At 59.9% G+C, this 18,842-nt stretch carries 20 protein-coding genes; 16 read left to right on the top strand and 4 right to left on the bottom strand.

What is annotated here, in order from left to right:
* Positions 1-102 precede the first annotated feature (102 nt).
* Positions 103-354, bottom strand: a complete 252-nt coding sequence (locus M0D64_RS32370; RefSeq protein WP_266260808.1) for a hypothetical protein — start codon at positions 352-354, stop codon at positions 103-105.
* A 13-nt stretch (positions 355-367) separates the two neighbouring features.
* Positions 368-697, bottom strand: a complete 330-nt coding sequence (locus tag M0D64_RS32365; RefSeq protein ID WP_266240851.1) for a hypothetical protein — start codon at positions 695-697, stop codon at positions 368-370.
* 434 nt (positions 698-1,131) lie between these two features.
* On the opposite strand from M0D64_RS32365, the gene M0D64_RS32360 reads away from it, so the two are divergent.
* Complete coding sequence (locus tag M0D64_RS32360) at positions 1,132-2,205, top strand: hypothetical protein (protein ID WP_266240852.1); 1,074 nt, start codon at positions 1,132-1,134, stop codon at positions 2,203-2,205.
* A gap of 191 nt (positions 2,206-2,396) precedes the next feature.
* Here the strand turns inward: M0D64_RS32360 and M0D64_RS32355 are convergent, their stop codons facing one another.
* Both M0D64_RS32355 and M0D64_RS32350 read right to left on the bottom strand, forming a co-directional pair.
* The gene (locus M0D64_RS32355) at positions 2,397-2,675 is read right to left on the bottom strand and encodes a hypothetical protein (protein ID WP_266240853.1); all 279 of its coding nucleotides are present in this window, start codon (positions 2,673-2,675) and stop codon (positions 2,397-2,399) included.
* A gap of 79 nt (positions 2,676-2,754) precedes the next feature.
* Positions 2,755-3,666 (bottom strand): DUF4365 domain-containing protein, encoded by a 912-nt coding sequence (locus M0D64_RS32350; protein WP_266240854.1) that lies wholly within the window; start codon positions 3,664-3,666, stop codon positions 2,755-2,757.
* A 591-nt stretch (positions 3,667-4,257) separates the two neighbouring features.
* On the opposite strand from M0D64_RS32350, the gene M0D64_RS32345 reads away from it, so the two are divergent.
* The 15 genes from M0D64_RS32345 (at position 4,258) to M0D64_RS32275 (ending at position 18,771) form a co-directional block, all read left to right on the top strand.
* Positions 4,258-4,659, top strand: a complete 402-nt coding sequence (locus M0D64_RS32345; RefSeq protein ID WP_266240855.1) for a hypothetical protein — start codon at positions 4,258-4,260, stop codon at positions 4,657-4,659.
* 779 nt (positions 4,660-5,438) lie between these two features.
* The gene (locus tag M0D64_RS32340; protein ID WP_266243632.1) at positions 5,439-6,332 is read left to right on the top strand and encodes an ArdC family protein; all 894 of its coding nucleotides are present in this window, start codon (positions 5,439-5,441) and stop codon (positions 6,330-6,332) included.
* 17 nt (positions 6,333-6,349) lie between these two features.
* Entirely contained in the window at positions 6,350-7,780 is a 1,431-nt protein-coding gene (locus M0D64_RS32335) for an N-6 DNA methylase (protein WP_266243630.1), read from the top strand.
* Between the two features lie 620 nt (positions 7,781-8,400).
* Complete coding sequence (locus M0D64_RS32330; protein ID WP_266260807.1) at positions 8,401-8,937, top strand: hypothetical protein; 537 nt, start codon at positions 8,401-8,403, stop codon at positions 8,935-8,937.
* 12 nt (positions 8,938-8,949) lie between these two features.
* Complete coding sequence (locus M0D64_RS32325; protein WP_266243560.1) at positions 8,950-9,624, top strand: hypothetical protein; 675 nt, start codon at positions 8,950-8,952, stop codon at positions 9,622-9,624.
* 544 nt (positions 9,625-10,168) lie between these two features.
* The gene (locus M0D64_RS32320) at positions 10,169-10,675 is read left to right on the top strand and encodes a hypothetical protein (protein WP_266243562.1); all 507 of its coding nucleotides are present in this window, start codon (positions 10,169-10,171) and stop codon (positions 10,673-10,675) included.
* Positions 10,672-11,205, top strand: a complete 534-nt coding sequence (locus tag M0D64_RS32315) for a hypothetical protein (RefSeq protein WP_266243565.1) — start codon at positions 10,672-10,674, stop codon at positions 11,203-11,205. The genes M0D64_RS32320 and M0D64_RS32315 overlap by 4 nt, the downstream gene beginning before the upstream one ends.
* Positions 11,206-12,152: 947 nt before the next feature.
* Entirely contained in the window at positions 12,153-12,635 is a 483-nt protein-coding gene (locus M0D64_RS32310) for a DUF6878 family protein (protein WP_266243568.1), read from the top strand.
* A complete protein-coding gene (locus M0D64_RS32305; protein ID WP_266243570.1) occupies positions 12,632-13,384 on the top strand; it encodes a hypothetical protein in 753 nt (250 codons plus the stop codon). Before M0D64_RS32310 ends, M0D64_RS32305 begins: the two co-directional genes overlap by 4 nt.
* On the top strand, positions 13,381-13,932 hold the full coding sequence (locus tag M0D64_RS32300) for a hypothetical protein (protein WP_266243572.1): 552 nt from the start codon (positions 13,381-13,383) through the stop codon (positions 13,930-13,932). The genes M0D64_RS32305 and M0D64_RS32300 overlap by 4 nt, the downstream gene beginning before the upstream one ends.
* Positions 13,933-14,501: 569 nt before the next feature.
* Complete coding sequence (locus M0D64_RS32295) at positions 14,502-15,419, top strand: N-6 DNA methylase (RefSeq protein ID WP_266243640.1); 918 nt, start codon at positions 14,502-14,504, stop codon at positions 15,417-15,419.
* 584 nt (positions 15,420-16,003) lie between these two features.
* Complete coding sequence (locus M0D64_RS32290) at positions 16,004-17,065, top strand: hypothetical protein (RefSeq protein ID WP_266260805.1); 1,062 nt, start codon at positions 16,004-16,006, stop codon at positions 17,063-17,065.
* 21 nt (positions 17,066-17,086) lie between these two features.
* Complete coding sequence (locus tag M0D64_RS32285; RefSeq protein ID WP_266243664.1) at positions 17,087-17,407, top strand: hypothetical protein; 321 nt, start codon at positions 17,087-17,089, stop codon at positions 17,405-17,407.
* Between the two features lie 606 nt (positions 17,408-18,013).
* Positions 18,014-18,265 carry a hypothetical protein gene (locus M0D64_RS32280; protein ID WP_266260803.1) on the top strand — a complete coding sequence of 84 codons (252 nt, stop codon included), beginning with the start codon at positions 18,014-18,016 and terminating at the stop codon, positions 18,263-18,265.
* The gene (locus M0D64_RS32275; RefSeq protein WP_266260801.1) at positions 18,211-18,771 is read left to right on the top strand and encodes a hypothetical protein; all 561 of its coding nucleotides are present in this window, start codon (positions 18,211-18,213) and stop codon (positions 18,769-18,771) included. Before M0D64_RS32280 ends, M0D64_RS32275 begins: the two co-directional genes overlap by 55 nt.
* Positions 18,772-18,842 lie beyond the last annotated feature (71 nt).

Genomic DNA, 18,842 nt, shown 5'->3' with positions numbered 1-18,842 from the left:
TTGCCTCGTACGACGCCTCAACAAACAATCGCTTCGCCATCAGCTATCCTCCGAAGATCAGGTCAACGCAGGCGTGGCGAGCACGGACCTAAAGTGTGAAAACTAGACGGCGCCGTCACGGTTCACAGGTTCTGCGATCTGCGACAGGACCAGACACCCATTCACCTCGGCCACGATAAGCGTTTCGCGCGACTCCACATCAGTCACTGAGGCCCATCCGTTGACGTCAAGCATCGTCCTGAGTCGTCGCGCGCCGGATACCGCGCGGTAGGTGCCGTCAGCTTCCTTTTGTACCAGTGTCATAACTCGCTCGCTCAAAATTTGCGGATCGACCAGCATCTGCTGAACAGACACTGGCGTCACGCAGTTAGGTGTTTTCTGCGCGGAACGTTTCCATCGCGGTCGACAAAAATTTTGCTTGGGCCGGCGACAAGACACAGCGATTGAGGTCGATGGTGATGCTGAAAGACGCGAAACCCGCGTCGTACGCTGCGCCGACGTGGTGATTCGCGAAAAACTGTTGGTATTCGCTGATGATTGCCTCATGCAGGCGTTGACGGTCGGTTGCTTCCTTCACTTCCGCCGCGGTGATGCGGTACGAGTACTGCATGTCGCCGGAGTGTGCGACGCGATGGATCGCCGTCTCGATGAATGACGAGAGGGCGTTTTCGAGAAAAACAAGGTCTTGGGACTGCACGGTGATAGCTCCTTCGTAGCGGATCGAACGCTTCCAAGAAGCGCGTAAAGACATTATAAGTAGGCTGTAGCGACAGCGCAAGCAATTTACTAGCGCGCTCTAAGGGGCTCTTAAGGCCGGCTGTCGACTGACACAGAAAGTGAAAACTGTGCCAAGTGTCGACTGACACAGAGAGTGAAAACCGTGCCAAGTAAGTGAAAAACTGCTGACACGGTTAGTGAAGTAACCCGGGCGGCGCCGCCCTTTTTGCGAGGGCTCGGCCGTCCGCGACTGTCGCTGATCGACCCTCAACGGCCTGTCGGCGTCATCCGAAGCGGCCATTCAGGCAGCCGAGCATGTATAAAAATGTGCAGCGCAAACGAAAGGTAAAGGCATACGCGACGACTCGTTAGCGGCGGTAAGATATATGCCCTCATACTAACGATCGATCCGAAATGGAAAACGAAGCGAAGGCCGTGCTACTCGTGAGGACGCCCGCAGCAGCGGGTGCGGCAAATCTGGAGAAGCGGAAGGAGCAGTCTCGAGCATACGCTCGCGAAAACGGATTAACCGTAATAAAGGTAATTTCCGGGTTTGAAGATTGCCCTTTGCATGAAAGCAGCTTGTTTGATGAAGCCTTAAATTGGATTGATGAACAATCCGAAAAAATCACCATTGTGTCGCATAGCGATTTTTATGGCGGTGATTCAGAAATTTACGAAAAATATAAAAATCTGATAAAGCAACAGAAAGTTCAGCTTGAGAACTACACGCATCCATGTTTCTCTGAGCCAAGCAACGACCATATAAAAATTTGGCGGTATTTGACGCTACCGAAATTTATTGATCTTCTACACAGTAAAGCCCTCTTCCTCACTAGGGCGGATTTGCTGCGAGGTGACGATAAGTCCGAAGGGACTAGCCACACCAATGCAGGGCGCGCTGCTATCAAGGCACTTGGAGAGATCGCGGCAATAAACGGCGAATTACCTTTCCCCAATCAACCAGGCATTACCGTAGCTCAAATGTTCAACATGCTGACGCAGAGTGATCGCGCACAGGAAGAGATGTTGAAACGCTATTTTGTCAATTGTTGGCACATGAACGAGCACGAGAATTTCGCAATGTGGAAAATATACTCGGAGCCATTCGGGGTCTGCATTCAGTCAACTTACGACAGCTTGACCAATTGCTTCAACGATGGAGAGTACGGCTTCTACCGTAAAACGAACAGGGTGTACGTCGGGGAAGTTAGTTATGTTGACTGGGATAATTATATTATCCCGGCGAATAACGGTTTTTGGCCGATAATGCATAAAAAAAGAGAATTCACGTATGAGCGCGAACTCAGGTGTGTTGTTTGGGATTTTAAAAAATCCGTTGTTAAGGTTGGAGTCGACTTAGAACGACTGGTGCATAAGGTGTATATCAATCCCTACACACCTACTTGGTTTCACCAAGTCATTTCTAGTATATGCTCAAAATACGGCTTGGGCGAAGAGCGAATCATTCAGTCGTCACTGATGTAGGGGGCTTAGTAGATTACGCAAGGCCGCTTGAAACGCCCACCTGATTGTCGCGAAATTCTGAGACAGTGTCGAGCGTCCGAAGTTGGCCGGCAGCAGGCGGTAGGCGAACGACGCGGCCTAGCTGCGCCAGAAACAGCGGGTTACTCGGAAACCGCACCGCCGCAAGTCGCTCCGCCTCTCTAACAACAGAGTTACGAGCAGGTGAATTCGAGTTCGACTCGAGGATAGTTACCGAGGATATAGGGTGGCTGCGTTTCGTTTGTCCTGTGCACCCGTAGGTCCTTGCCGGAGCGCGCGCAGAACTGTCTTGCTTCAGTGGTCACGTCAGCGCGCAGATTCCCGAGGCCAGGGAAACCAGTGGCGGCCTGCTTGGAAACAAAGTACGTACCGCCGCCTTGGTCAATAACGCCGGAATCGGAAGCGCATCCCGCAAAAATCGTAACTGCGAAGACCGCCACGAGCTTTTTCATTTTTACCCCCGATCGCTTTCGTATCGTTTTTTGCCCGATTTCTTCGGCCTACACGAGCGGGTCGATTGTACATCGCGGATCACTCCGCACCGGCGGTGTAGTCGGACACCAACAAAAATGCTTTGCCGGGATCGTTCAATTCGAGTTTAAGGCGGTAACAGTCGACTTCTCCACCGGAATTTGCGTATGGGTAGACTTCGTCGGGGTCGTTGGAAATGGCGAAATATCCGTTGTCTTCGTCGGTCGCGCGCATAAGCGCAAGACGTGGGTCCTCGTCAAACTCATTGTTCTCCTCGTAAAAGTCTTCATCAACGCTGGCGACGGACCATGGAAACAGCGCTTCTGCTAGGGCCTTCATGTTGTAACCAGTGAAGTACTGGAGCCACTCCTGTTTCAGTATTTCTCTTCCGTGTTCATCGTGGATAAACACCTGTACGGTACTACGCCCCAAGCTCTTGTGCATCCAGTCTTCGAGTTCGACGGAAACCTTTCCTCCCTCACTGATGTGCCGCATAAGCGGTTCGTCAATAGCGAGTTTCCGCATGCGCTGCTGCGAGGGTGATCCATCGAAAACCGACATCAAAGCCTCGCGAGTCCCGGCCCCTAGCTTGTTCGCCTTTGGAATCGGGATGGTCCACGATTTGCCGGTGCGTTTTACCAGATTCTCGTCGACTTGCACCCAAAACGTCTGGCCCGACTCAATGAAATGGGCAACGAGGATTACCGGCAGTGAATGATTCGTCCAGTAATCCAGGTGTGTGAGCTTTCCGCGGAAAATGTATGCGTCGCCAGCTTCGGCAAAGTGGCTTGGGCCGGTTTTGATCTGGACGGCAATCAGCTTGCCGGTTGGTTGCTTGTCCACCAACTCGATATGGGCGTCGATTCCCATGTCGATCACCGGCTGCTCGCGGAAGATCCACTCAAGCTCTTTGAGAACTATCTGCTGGACAGCATTAACGCCTATTTGTTCAGTTGCATTGAATCGCGCCATACGCCCTCCCGCCTATGCTTTTGTAATGGTAGCGCCAAGGTAGAACGGCAACCATGCTGCCGACCGGAAGTCTCACAGATAGGCGACTAGCTACTCGGGGATTTTGGCGGCGTTTCCGACCGTCCGCAACTGGCCGGTCCTTGCCCGTCGTTGACCAGCGGCAAGCAGGCCGCCGGGGCAGCGACCGAGTATCGACTCTAGGCGCGTCGATTAGAACACAACCGGCTTTTTCACTTACTACGGCAGAGCGAGAGGGATATTTCACTTTCCTTGGCGCGTGCCGGGCGCCCGGTGCCACTCTTCCTGAAAAATCGCTTTAAATTCAAGGATCGACTTTTCAGGAATGGTGACGCCGGACACCAAGTAAGTGAAAAACTGCTGACACGGTTAGTGAAGTAACCCGGGCGGCGCCCTTTTTGCGAGGGCTCGGCCGTCCGCGACTGTCGCTGATCGACCCCAAAGCAGTATTGGGCGCGACGACACGCTGAGTCTGAAGCGTGACGCCGCATTGACGCAGGTCTCCCTCGCGATAGATCACCGCGTTCCACGGCGTATCATTTCTAGCCGTGTTGTCCATCAAAGTGATCGAACGTGTCATTTCCTCATCGCGAAAGTACATATGTCCGGCTGGGGCCCGTCGAGGCCTATGCAGCCTTTCACCGCCGCACGATGACGATAGTGAACGGCGCGGTTGTCCTCTCGCTGCACTCGGTCCACAGGTCCCGCACTCCCGACACCCTTCGGTCATTGCGGGAAGGTGATCGAATCTCGACGCCGGATCTGGAACCGATCGTGCCGGGCATTGCTCGGGTGCAGTGGGAATTCGGCGAGTCAAATGAAGACGATGAATACCGTCTCAGCACGGTCACGGACGATGTGGTTGTGACGCTGTCGATAAAGCGGACACAGATCGAATCCCGATTTCTCGGCGAGGGGCGCCTGCGCGGCACTGCGGCACAACTAGTCGTGACAATTGAATACGGATACGCCTAACTGCAGCGTCCCCGCCCAGGTCGAACCTAGAACAGAATCCGGTCGGCCCGGGTGAACGAAGCCGGCTCACCTCCGGGGTTTGCTTCATTTAACCTTGAGCTTTCTGGCTACCGCGTGCGAGGGTAGGTATTTCACTTTCCTTGGCGCGTGCCGGGCGCCCGACTCCTCGGACTGCATCCTTGCAAATCCAGTTATAGCCGACCCATCCAGCCCGTGCGCAACACCCCGCCCCGGGAAAATTCGCGCGCGGTCCGGGCGCTGCCCACCCCGCGCGGTGCACCCCGACGAAGTGTCGCTCCGCAGCGCTATCGCTTGCTGAGCGAGGTTGCGCTCGCCGCGCGGCGTTTCGCTTCGCCGCGGACTCCTCGTGCCGGAATCCCCGTCCCCCTCGTTCGCCGTCCTCTATCGCGATCGTAGCCACAGCCTGCGCTGCGTCAAGGCGCGCGGGGCCGTGTCAGTCGCTACCGCTCCATCCCGCCCCACACCCCGCGCTTCATCCCTTGACCCAGCTACGGCCGGGTCTCCTTTGATCGCGGGACGACGAACTCAGGGGAACGGCGGCAACGACGAGAAGCACCGCCGACTCAGCAGAAACCACCAACGCCGGGACTTCGGAATCTAGGGATCCGGTCAGCTCAAAACCTCGTGGAGAAATATATGTCACAAGCCGTGCAAGTCGAATCCGAAGCAGGGGTGCTTTTGGAGTTCGATTGTCATGCATCGCATGCAGCATCTGTGCGTCTGGTTCCGCTGCCTAACGTGATCATGGAGCGTGTGTGATGAAGCGCTCCCGCAACGCCATCATCGACCTCAAGCAGGAAGTCACGGATCGCATTGTCAAAGCAATCGAAGATGGCCGTATGTCGCCCGGCAATCTCTGGGCCCGTAGTCAAGGCGGCGGATTGCCGATTAACTACGCGACCAAGAATCCCTACAGCGGAACCAATGTGTTGCTGCTCTGGCTAGAAGCTGCGGACCGGGGCTTTGCTCGTAATGAGTGGATGACCTACAAGCAGGCACAGGACATCGGCGCCCAGGTGCGTCGCGGTGCGAAACATTGTCGCTTGCTGAAAGTTGCGCAACGCGAGCGGGTTGACCCGGAAACTGGCGAGATTGAGTTTTTCCCGGCGCCGGTGCCGTTCAGCGTATTCAACGTCGAAGAAATCGACGGCGTTGCGCCGGCAACGCGCTATGAAGAGTTTGAGCCCGTCGCCGTCGCCGAACAGATCCTGACACGCTCCGGCGCCACGATTATCGAGACCGGCGAGCGCGCTTTCTATCGCATGAGCACGGACGAATGTTTCCTGCCGGAGCGCACCCGATTCGAATCTGCGGCGAATTTCTACCACGTGGCCGTCCATGAATTGACCCACTGGACCGCACACCCGGAGCGACTCGCGCGCGATCTGAGTGGCCGCTTCGGAGACGAAGCCTACGCCTTTGAGGAACTCGTTGCCGAATTCGGCGCGGCGTTCTGTCTTGCCCGTATTGGCATGGACGCCGGACAGCTCGAATTTCACGCGTCGTATCTCGACTCATGGCTTCGAGTCCTGAAGAAGGATAAAAACGCGCTGTTCACGGCGGCTAGCCGTGCGAGCGACGCATATGCGTATCTGATGAAACTCGCGCGGATATCCGACGCGGCGTCGCCCCAGATGCGCGCTGCGGCATAGTCAAACACGGAGGCTTCATGCAGGGCAATATTGACTTTGACGGTTTCGGCGGCGCTACGCAGTCCGCTCTGGTCTTCACCGACGAAGCAGAAGAGATCAAGCGTGCTGCGATCGACGAGTTGCACTGGTTGACGGCAATCTATACGGCAAGCCCCGTTGTCGACCAACTGCTCGATCGACTAGGCTGGCCACACGAGGACCGACGCCTCTTGGATCCCAGCTGTGGTGATGGGATGTTCCTCGCGCGCGCTCTCGATCGCTTGCTCGCGGCACGGCCCGCCGGCTTCGAACCGGGTGCGCTTATCGAAGGATGGGAGATCCACCCGGGTGCCTGCCACGATGCACGCGCGCGCGTCGCGCAGGTATTTACTCGATACGGACATTCCGCATCCCGCGCGGCAGAGCTCGCACAGAACATGGTCTACAACCGCGACTTTCTGACCGATGGGCCGACACGACCCTATGCGGATTTCATCTCGGGCAATCCACCTTATTTAAGGGCGGCGAATGTGCCACGGTATCTGCGCGAACAGTACGCAGACTACGTCCCGGAATGGGCCTCCGCGGATCTGCTCCATAGTTTCCTCGAACGGTGTGGTCGCGCAGTCCACCCCGATGGCCGGATTGCGTTTGTCACAGCCGATCGATGGCTGCTGAATTCGGGTGCCGCCCGTCTTCGGAAGTCACTCGGCGAGCGGTTTTGCATTGCACACCTTGAGCGGCTAGAGGGTGACCATGTCTTCTACCGGCCAAAACATCGCAAGGCTGGTTCGCCTCCGCGCATTCATCCCGTGTCAGTGGTCCTGCAGGGCGGATCCGCGCGCGGTCTTCAGCTCTCCGAGCAACCGATCTATCCGGGCGTCGACGTGACCCGGTATGCCGGCTACAAGACACTGGGCGAGTTCGCCACGGTCCGCATCGCCCCATGGCTCGGCACCACCGGCGTGTTCGTCGTAGACGCATCGACCGCCGGCAGGCTACCGGCAGAATATCTTGTGCCTGCTGTGGACACGGACGATATCGTTGACGGGAAGCTTGGGGAGCCGACACGCTGGGTAATTCGCACCACGCCGCGTACGCGGCCGTGTGACGAGATCATGGAGCACCTCGCAAGCCAGATGCACCGGATGGCCGCCCGCGGTCGCAATGCCAAGCTCTGGGTACCTCCCGAGTCCACGGCGATGGATATCTCGCGTGAGTCGCTGCTCGTGCCGCGTATCGCCACGTCACCGAAGTCCGTGCGCGTGCCCCCAGGCGTACTCCCGATCAATCACAACCTCAGCATTGTCGCCGGCACCGAAGAGCAGCTCGCAGTCGTCGAGGAAGCGCTCGCATCTCCGCTTGCGGCACAGTGGGCCGCTGATCATTGCCCGCGCCTGGAGAATGGCTACATGTCCCTTACTACTCAGCTGCTGCGCAGAATGCCGATGTCGAACGTACCCGTCTGACGACGTCGCCTACGTTGTACGCCATAGTAGTACAAAAGCCCCTGCAAAAGATGCAGGGGCTTTTGCTTTGGTATCCTGATAAAGCTCACCTTTCCTGAAAACGCTCACCTATCTGATGCCGCACCGGGTCCTGACCGGGCCCGGTCACTGACTAGTCGGGCAGACCAGTGTCCAGCCGGGGCGCGACTATCGCGCCCCGGATAACGTTACACGCGCATCGAGCTCCGCTCGACTGCGCGTTGTACCTCGAAGAAGTGTCGCTCCGCGGCGCTATCGCTTGCTACGCGAGGTTGCGCTCGCCGCGCGGCGTTTCGCTTCGCCGCGGACTCCTCGTGCCGAATTCCCGTCCCCCTCATTCGCCGTCCTTTTCTCGCGATCGTAGCCACAGCCTGCACTGCGTCAAGGCGCGCGGGGCCGTGTCAGTCGCTGCGCTCCATCCCGCCCCAGCACCCCGCGCTCCAATCCTTGACCCATCTCCGGCCGTGTCTCCTTTGATCGCGGGACGACGAACTCAGGGGAACGGCGGCAACGACGAGAAGCGCCGCCGACTCAGCAGAAACCACCAACGCCGGGACTCGGAATCTAGGGATCCGGTCAGCTCAAACCAGAAGGGGTCGAATATGACATTTGACGAATACAGAAAGCGCTTTCGCGCGTCGCGCGGCTTCCAACGCTACACAAGCGAGCAGCGCGCGAACCACGCGTCCAGCCATCGGCTGACACAAAACAAGCGCATCTCGACCGGAGAGTACTTCTACGCCCACGTGCACGTACCCGGCATTGCCTTTCCCAGGCGTCAGACAGCGGAGCGCGCCGGGTATGACGCGTATCTGTTATCCCTCGAAAGCGAAGGAACAGCCCCGGCCGTCGGCGGGACCGCCCCGGCCCAGCCGAAGGTGCCGCCTATCCATCTCACCCATACCGGCCCGTCAGCAGGGGCGACGTTATGCGGTGCCCGCCGGGATGGCGGCACTGCGCACCACGCTGTGTATGCCCCCGTCCAGCGCGACGACTACCGGGCGCTTTGCTGCGTCGCCTGCCTCAAGGAATTCGCGCGTGCGTGGGCCGGCGCGCGGACCAAGCCGGACTGGGTTACGACTCTTCTCGCCGCTGCCGCACACGAAGTCGCCAGCACCCAACTTGCTCTCTCTTTGTAAAAGGAACGCACCATGCAGATCGAACTTTGCCTGTCGGCTGAAACCATTGCAACCGATGCCATTGCGACCGCTATGAAAGCCACCGCCCACGCTGCGCGCGTCGCGCGCGTTTTCGACGCGATGCGTGGCATTGTCGAAAAGCCGGACGCACGACTCAAACACTACACGGTCGACTTCTACGAGCACGACCGTGCATACCTGCAGCGTACCTACGCAACCGGCCAGTACGGCTGGGTCGTTCGCGAAAGCGGTACGCACCTGGTACAGCTCGGCAGACACCCCCGCATGAACGAAGAACTGGACGCAGCGCTGCGCGTCGGTCCGAGCCGCGACTGCTATCTGATCGACGCGCGCGCTGGGACCGTAATGGAGGTAACCGAGGCAAAGTTGCGCGAGGAGATGTCGCGGTTCACATACGTGACAGGAACGCACGTAGTGGGGAAGAACGGCCGGACCATCGCAATGATGGACGTGAGCATGTCGCCGTGGGCTCACGCTAACCCGCCGCAAGGCATCGTTCGATTCCGCTCGCTCGATGTGCCGCTCACCCACGAGGATCTGGTAGCGCTCGCCCAGATCGGTGCGTCCGAAGTCATCCGCGTCTCGCACTCGCTTCTCACGGGCACGCAGACTCTTGAACTGGACGGCGAAAACCTGCTCGACCTGATCGAACAGCGCGCCGAGTAGCCAGACACTCAGACGCCGAGGAGCGGAAACCGCTCTTCGGCGTATTTCATCTACGTTCCGGATTTTGCGCCGCAAATCAGCCGGGTCGGGGCGAGCAGCCCTTCAGGCATCCGCCTTCCGGGCTGCTCGCATTTCCCCCGACCCGGTTACCAACAACGGATCGCTCTAAGGCTTCGCCCGGCGCGAGCCACCCATGCCAGTCGCTCGCTTCGCTACGCGAGAAGGCGCTGCCCGCGCGGGCCATTCACGCGGTCGCAGCGGTCGCATACCGACTGTTCCCCCTCATCGCCCATACCCGCGACCTTAGCCGGCGTCGGCCTGTCGTCAAGGCGTGCGGGGCCGTGTTGTCGCTTCGCGCCTGCCCGCCCCAACACCCCGCACTTGCCTCCTTGACGCACGGCCTCGACCGGCTTGCGTAGTCGCAGGGCGATGAACTCAGGGGAACGGCGGCAACGCTGGAACCTTTCAAGCGCCCGCCGAATGGAAACCCCTACGTAGGGCTCCGAATCTTGGGGCCCGGTCAGCTAAAAACAGGAGCCATGCCATGTCACGACGCGAACCGAAGCACGAAGTCACCGCCTATGCCTACGTCAAGCAGGAAAGCTGCACGACTGAACTGATAGTGGATGTGGAGCGCGCAGTGGTCGGCCCAACCGGCTACGTCTACAGCGGTAGCATTTCGCTGCGAGCGTTTGTGAGTGATCAGAGCGCGGAGTCGTTCGCCCATCGCGTCACATTCTCCAACATCTGCGGAGCGGAGACGGACGAGGTCCGCGTCGCGTTGCGCAAGCTGGACCGCATCCGGACGCAGATGATCAAGGCGGACAGGGAGCTTGGCGACGCGCGTACTTTCGCGGAGTTTGCCCGGCGCGCGATGCTCGCCGCCCGGGTCAGCACGGTGTATGTGGCACGTGACGCTGCGGGACGCCCCCGCAATGCGGCGCACTACATCGTGGCCAACCCGGCGGATGGCCGTGACGTGCACGACTCCATCGGTCGGCTGGAAATGATCGCCCTCACGCTGTACGGCAAGCGCGTGGAGGCAGCATGAGCGCGCAACTGGTTGAACGCTGGGAAGGGGCCGCGAAGGGCGCACGTTATCAGATCGACGTCATGCGCATCGAACCGCGTCCAGGCCGGGAGTTTTTCGACATCCGCCTGTCTCGCGACGCGAGGCAGTACGACTCGAAGCTCGCGCGCTCGCCCGCTGAAGCTCGCGGCCGCGTGCAGCACGCCGTCGATTGGGCGCTTTCCTACGGGCCAGCCCCATACACGCGCACGTTCCGCGATCCAAAGCTCGCCCCGGTTGCGTGTGACGCCCACCTGATCCTGACTGCGCAGGCCAACCGCTTCGAACTGGCTGCGAGGCTGGCCCTGTTCCTCGTTAAGCGCAAGGGAGACCGCGCCGCGCGGTGGAGCGGGACCCTTCTGGCGGCAGAACAGCGGGCTCTCTTCGGGCGCTTCCTTGGCAAGGGAACGTTGACCATCGACGGCGCGCGCGAGCGAATCAGACACTCGGTTAGCCGGTCATTTGGCATGGGCCGGCAGGTTACCGCCGATCTCGCCTGGACCGAACTATGAAAGCGGCACCGGCTGTGCGAGGCGAGTTTGTTGCAGACACCGCGCTCGAACCAGCCGATTGCCTTTCCTTACTACACAGGAGCGCGCCCCTTCGGCGCGTAAAACCACCATGAAATCAATCTTTGCTTTACCTGTCCACTTGCCCGTACGCTGGCCAATTCACACGAAGCAGCCGACCCGTACCGCCCAGATCCGCGTTCTTCTGAATACGGTAGTGACCGATGCGCTCGCGGCATGGCGAGAGGCACCCGAGCGCTCCTGGGCGGATATCGGTGGTCTGGTCTACAGGCAGCTCCGCACGCTCGACGTTTTGTACCCTGAAGCCGGGATACTGGAGGCTCCAGCGCGCGAGGTCGCCGTGCGGTTCTTCGCAACGAACGTAGATCCGTCGATCAGGAACCTCCGGTACCGCGACGGGGACATGCCGAACCCGGCAATCGCGCGCCTGCGGCGTGCGCTGCGCTCATGTGCGACGACGACCAGCGCGCCCCGGTCGGACAACGCAGACTTTTCCAGTCAAGGACTTTTGGCTCTTGGGGCCACGCCGCGTGCCGCGGACTTGCCCCGGCGCGTGCCATCCCCTCCAGCTTCGCCGCTTTCAGCGGCTCAGTAAGCGCGCTCGCCGCGCGAGGCTTTTCGCTTCGTCGCGGCCACCCCTCGTATTCCCGTTCCCCTTGTTCGCCGTCCTTTTCCCGCGACCGTAGCCACGTCCTGCGCTGCGTCAAGGCGCGCGGGGCCGTGTCAGTCGCTGCCGCTCCATCCCGCCCCTGCACCCCGCGCTCCAATCCTTGACCCAGCACCGGCCGCGTCTCCTTTTATCGCGGGACGACGAACTCAGGGAAACGGCGGCAACGACGAGAAGCACCGCCGACTCAGCAGAAACATCGTTCACGCCGGGACTCGGAATCTAGGGATCCGGTCAGCTCAACCACTATGGAGAACACGCCATGTCCGACCTGCTCAACCAACCCCGCCACAACGAGAGTGACTGCCTTCCTGCAGCCGCTGAGAAGACGCCCGATCTGATTCTTTCGCGAAACAAGCCGGTTCTCATTGATGCGCTGCGCAATGTGGACGCGTCCGGTGCGACGGTTTGCTATTCGGGATCTGGTGATTCCGGCAACGACAACGAGGTTTCCATCCTCATTGCGGACGGTCAGGCGTTCGAATCGAACACCACGGTTACGGTTACGACGCTTCGCTCCCAGTACGTGGACGGTCAATGGCAGACCGCATATGTTGAAGAGACCGTATCTCTTACCCAGGCTCTCAGCGACTATGCAGATCGGGCGATCGAGGTTTTCCATAGCGGTTTTGAGGACGGGGAAGGTGGTTCAGGCGAAGTCGACTTCGTTTGCGAAACGGGCACCGTGACGCTGGATCACCGCGACTACTACGTTGAGTCGGCCCAGACGGTGACGCGGCTATGAAAGTCTGCGTCTCTCTCGCAAGCTGGCCCGGTCTGCGATACGAAAGCGCACTTGCCATGCTGACCCGGACGCATGTCGAGCCAGTATTCGGTGACCTGTCCATCGAACATGTACAACTCGTTCCGCAATCGTTCGGTACGCTGACAGACGAGGTTGTGTCGGACATTTTGCGGGCGTTCCCATCGACACAGTTCCGGCTTCACGCCAATGCACGCGTACTGCGTACACACCGCCTTGCCGACCTTTCGAACTTCGAAGCCAATCAGGATTGGTTCGAACGTGCGGCACATGTAAGCCAGAGCCTGAATGCTCCGGCCTACAGCGCGCACTCGGGCAGTCGGGCGAACGCTAACCTCGACAGCATGCTGGACAACGCCCGACGCTGCGCGGATCTGTTTGGGTGTCAGGTAGCAGTCGAGGGGCAGTATCCGACGAGGGGCGATCCCCTCCTTGTCTCAACCTGGGATGAGTACCGGACAGTCTTCGAATCCGGCGTTCCCTACGCCATCGACCTCTCACATCTGAACATCGTCGCGACACAAACACACACACGCGACGATGGACTGGTGGCCGAGATGCTCTCGTGTGAGCGATGTATCGAAGTCCACGTAAGCGCTAATGACGGACGCGGTGACTGGCATCAGGTCTGTAGTGCAACCTCGTGGTGGAGCGGTCTGCTTCGCCATGTCAATTCCAACGCCGTGATTTTCTCAGAAGGAAATCACCGTACCAAACGGAGCAACGCATGAGTGCAGATCAAAATTTCGCAACGCCGACGTACTTTCTCAGCGGCGGTAAATTCCTGCTCAACGACGCAGGGCAGAAGGTCAATAGCGAATATGAGCATGCGGCCGCCGAGAAGCGGAAGCTCGACGCGACCTGGGCAGGCGCTCTCCTCGCGCGCCTGTTCATCGATCACCCGTGGCTGGCCGGTATGACAATCGAGCTACGGGCGAGCGCGGTAACGGACGACGATGGGGTTACCTTCCGCTCGGTCGTGGCCAGCGTGTCGGACGTTATCCATGTGGACGGCGTGCCATTGGCAGAAAGCGTGGATGCCGCTGGCAACCTGTGTCAGGACCGTGCCACTGACCTGCTTGAGAACGTCCTGCAGGACAATGACGCAGATCTGTACGCATCGTTCGCCGAGCCACACGAGTACGACGATATCGACCTGATCGTGCGACGAGACGCCATCGCCGAATTGCTGCAAGGAGAACAGATCGATGGAAGCGTGGCGTTTGCGCTTCTGTTCTCGGATCACGTACACGCGGCGCCCAGCGGCCCGAGTGCCTGACGGCTAGGCGGCCACAGCCGGATAGCACGCGCTGCAGTACCACGCCGCGCGTCATCCGGTTGCACTTCAAATCAGCCGTGCCGCTGCACCTTGCGCGCCCGGCTACGCCCGTCACGCAAGCCGACAGCACCGCGTCACGGAGTCATTCCACGCCCGCTCTTGGGGCCGCGCCGCGTCCCGCGGACTTGCCCCGGCGCGTGCCATCCCCTCCAGCCTCGCTGCCTGCAGCAGCTCGGTAAGCGCGCTCGCCGCGCGAGGCGTTTCGCTTCGCCGCGGCTCTTCGTACCGAATTCCTGTCCCCCTGGTTCGCCGTCCTCTATCGCGATCGTAGCCGCAGCCTGCACTGCGTCAAGGCGCGCGGGGCCGTGTCAGTCGCTTCGCTCCATCCCGCCCCACACCCCGCGCTTCATCCCTTGACACAGCTCCGGCCGCGTCTCCTTTGATCGCGGGACGACGAACTCAGGGGAACGGCGGCAACGACGAGAAGCACCGCCGACTCAGCACAAACCGGCATGGCCGGGACTTCTGAATCTAGGGGCCCGGTCAGCTCAAACCAATTCTGTAACGACATGGCAAACAAAAGCGCAGTACGCAAGCATGAAACCACGGCAGGGCAACACCAAACGGCACTGGTCAAGATGATTCGCAGCCTTAGCTATGCTCGCCACACGCACGAGGTATTTTCAGACTTCATCGAGCTTTCGGCGCTGTCGATCAGCAATGCCGTCGACAAGGTGCATTACGAAAAGCGCGAGGCGCGTTACCTCGATATCGTCGGCAAGTACAAGAAAGAGGAGGTCGCCCTGTTCCCGCAGATGTTTGGCGAACTGGTTCTCTGCTACGAGGAGCGGATAGCCGGATCGTTCAACGAAGAGACCGGATTACCCCGTGGTGGACTGGCAGACGTGCTCGGGTCTCTGTACATGATGTTCGAGCTTGGCAACGAGAGAACTGGCCAGTTTTTCACGCCGTTTGAAGTGTCAAAATTGATGGCGATGGTGTTGGTCGGAGACGGTGCCGAAGTCAGGCAAAAGGGCTTCCTTCGTCTGAACGAACCCGCATGCGGCGCCGGCGGAATGGTGATCGCCTACGCCGATGCGCTGCTCGATGCCGGGATCAACTACCAGAATTCGATGCACGCAATCTGCGTCGACATTGATCCCCGATGCGTTCACATGGCTTACCTACAACTATCCCTGCTACACATCCCAGGGGTTGTTGTCCACGGAAACGCTCTTTCCCTCGAAGAGTGGGGACACTGGTACACCCCTGCGCACATCCTTGGCGGATGGCGCGCCCGTCTCGCGCGTGAAACTGAGCGCGAGCGGGCAGAGGCGGACGCATTGGCGCTTCTCAATCCCCCGGATACCCAGTACGCCCCGCAAAACGACCCACAGCCAAGGGGTCCGGCGCCGGTTGTGACGGCCCCTGCACCCGAACCGGCCGCGATCGACTTCAAGAAGCTGGAACAGCTCGCTCTGTTCTGAACGACGACCTTTCCCGTCCACCATCGCCGGCACCCGCCGGCGAATTCGTTTGCGGTGCCGCGAGGGTAGGGGACAGCCGTCCAGCCGTGCCGCTGCACCTTGCGCGCCTGGCTTCGCCCGTCACGCAAGCTGACAGCATCGCGTCACGGAATCATTCCACGTCCGCTCTTGGGGCCGCGCCGCGTCCCGCGGACTCGCCCCGGCGCGTGCCATCCCCTCCAGCCTCGCTGCCTGCAGCAGCTCGGTGTGCGCGCTCGCCGCGCGAGGCGTTTCGCTTCGTCGCAGCTCTTCGTGCCGAATTCCCGCCCCCTGGTTCCCCGTCCTCTATCGCGATCGTAGCCACAGCCTGCGCTGCGTCAAGGTGCGCGGGGCCGTGTCAGTCGCTACCGCTCCATCCCGCTCCACACCCCGCGCTTCATCCCTTGACCCAGCTACGGCGGCGTCTCCTCTGATCGCGGGACGATGAACTCAGGGGAACGGCGGCAACGACGAGAAGCACCGCCGACTCAGCACAAACCGGCATGGCCGGGACTCCGAATCTAGGGGCCCGGTCAGCTTTTACCCACTTACGCAAGGAGCTTTACATGGGCGCAACGGTCACAACTGGGAAGTGCGCAGCAGCTTTCCGCTCGAATGAAGGGGAGTTGTTCTATGTCCTTTTCGAGCGTCACTACGAGAAGAACGTCTATCCGCACGACGACCACTGGAGCGCGTTCGCATTCGGCACGCGAGAGGAGGTGTTTCGCCGCGTATTTGTCGGCGCATCGGACTGTTGCGGTGGCATGCTGCAAAGTCGGAGCGGCGAAATCAAGCCCGAGAACTACATCGAGTCGTGGAAGCAGGAGCTAAATCGTCCGGTCCAGATTCGCGATGTTGCCGTGTCGCTGAAGTTCGACCAATCATGGCGCGCGGCGGTGCCGGAAGATTCGTGCGAAAGAGTTGCCGACGCGCTTAATCGTGCGGGTTTCGCCGATCGGTTCGAGACTATCAGGAACGGTGGCATTGACGTGACGCTTTACGACGACACGGCCTTGTTGCATGCCATATACGGGGTTAATGGCGAGCTTTCCCCTTGGCGGATCTTCACGCATTCCGACACTGGCACCTTGCCGATTGACGTTCCCGCAGTGCGTAATGTTGCGGCACGGGAAGTCGAAATTCCGTCAATCCATTGCTACGCGATTGACCGAGACGTGCGGCTTGTTGCAGGCGAAAACGGCGAGTGGTCGCACGGTCAATGGGCTTACTCTGCGCTCGCCAGTTTCGTGACCGGCACGGCGCTCGAGCGGGAGCTCGTTCAACCGGGATTTGCCAAGACGACCATTCCGGCCGTGCGTGAAGCCCTGAACGACGCAGCGCCGTTGCCTGGGGACAGCCGCATTACCGTGCGCCGCACCGCGTGCAAGAAGGATTATCAGCAAAGCGACGTTGATGAACTGGCCCGAGGCCTTGGCTTGATCCGCGAGGGCGACCAGGCACCGGATGAATTCACGTTCTCCTTTTCTGACATCAAAGGCGAGGACGCTGACCGGGTACGTTATCGCGTCGGCTCGATGCGCGATGCGCTCACGTGGCATGTGCCCGAGACATCCAGTGCCGAGACCGTGCCGCCCGCGCCCGCGACTCAGGGCCAACTGAGCTTCTAACTGTTAGAACAGTGGAGAGTCATGAAAGACGTGATTGTTGATTGCCTTGCGAAGTTCGCCTGGGAGAAAGACAGCATTCTCGATTACTTCAATAAGAATTTCGAGACGTTTGTTGGGCCGGCACGGGCCTGCATCTGGCTGCGTTTCGATCACGAGTGCGATCGGTGGTGGCTCACCAACGGTGACTTCACCAGTGCAGGCGAAAACGTACTGGCGACAAGCCATGCGATTTTTCCGGTCGGCACGCCTGAAAGCGAAATCCAGCAAGTTGTCGCGGAGCTCGTCGCTGAGATGGAGCGCAAGATTGCAGGAGCGTTTTCGGTTCGTATGCTGGGCCGATAGGACAGTAAGCTGGAGAACGCGTCCTGCCAACGGATGATCGCTATCCGCCGCCGGCCTCGCGCCGGCGTTTTTGTTTCCGTTGGCGCCTCAGCCATCCAGCCGTGCCGCTGCACCTTGCGCGCCCGGCTTCGCCCGTCACGCAAGCCGACAGCACCGCGTCACGGAGTCATTCCACGCCCGCTCTTGGGGCGCGCCGCGTCCCGCGGACTTGCCCCGGCGCGTGCCATCCCCTTCAGCCTCGCTGCCTTCGGCAGCTCGGTAACGCGCTCGCCGCGCGGCGTTTCGCTTCGCCGCGGCTCTTCGTGCCGAATTCCCGTCCCCCTCGTTTCGCTGTCCTCTATCGCGATCGTAGCCGCAGCCTCCACTGCGTCAAGGCGCGCGGGGCCGTGTCAGTCGCTCTCGCTCCATCCCGCCCCACACCCCGCGCTTCATCCCTTGACCCAGTTCCGGCCACGTCTCCTTTGATCGCGGGACGACGAACTCAGGGGAACGGCGGCAACGACGAGAAGCACCGCCGACTCAGCACAAACCGGCATGGCCGGGACTTCTGAATCTAGGGGCCCGGTCAGCTTAACCAATTTCCCACTGGAGTAACACGCAATGCACATGTCCACCACCCCCATGCACGACCGCCCTCTGGCTGCGCATGGTCTCACCAGCTACAGGCTCAAAGACCGGTACGGCTGGATCATGATCGGCGCGCGTAATCATGAGGAGGCCATGTCTGAGGCTGCTCGAAGCACCGACGCACCAAGACCCGAAGCGTTGCAGGTATGGGATGGATTGAAGTACATCGACGTGGAATGGAACAGCCACCAACTTTTGCACGTGAACAGCACAGGAGAGATAGCAGCATGAACGCAGAGCAAGCACGTTACGACCGCCAATGTCGCTATGACCGTCTTCATCAAATGAATCGCCTGCGCGATGTAGGGCGTTTGCCTCGCCCCATCGATATTGTCGATCTGCGCGGCATGCACGACTGCCGTCGCATTCTCAACGGCGACGCTGTGCTACCGCGTTGTGTCGACCTGGCCGATAGCGCGTATCTCGCAAAGCTTGACCAGTTCGAGGCAGAGGAGGCGGAGCGCAGCGGAAAAGGCTATTACGTTCCGGACTGGGCGACATATACGAAAATCGCCACGGTCGCAAACATGACGGAAGCGATGGACCGCTATTACAAGTCTGAACGGCTCAACCGCCCGGACGGCACGAGAGACCGGCTGATTGCCAGCAATCAGGAGGAATACGACGCGAAGGGTTTCGCCTGCATTGCGAGTTATCACGATTCCGTAAACGGTCATTCCATCTACGTTCGTCAGGCAGAGCACGGAATCGACATTTACAGCAGCAATTACGCTTGACGGTGCGACTTGCCACGACGCCGGCCCGGTGCCGGCGTTCTTGTTTCCGGTACCACCGCAGCCATCGAGCC

Source organism: Paraburkholderia sp. WS6 (assembly GCF_030464835.1).
GTDB lineage: Bacteria > Pseudomonadota > Gammaproteobacteria > Burkholderiales > Burkholderiaceae > Paraburkholderia > Paraburkholderia madseniana.
This window is presented reverse-complemented; position numbering and strand designations above follow the sequence as displayed.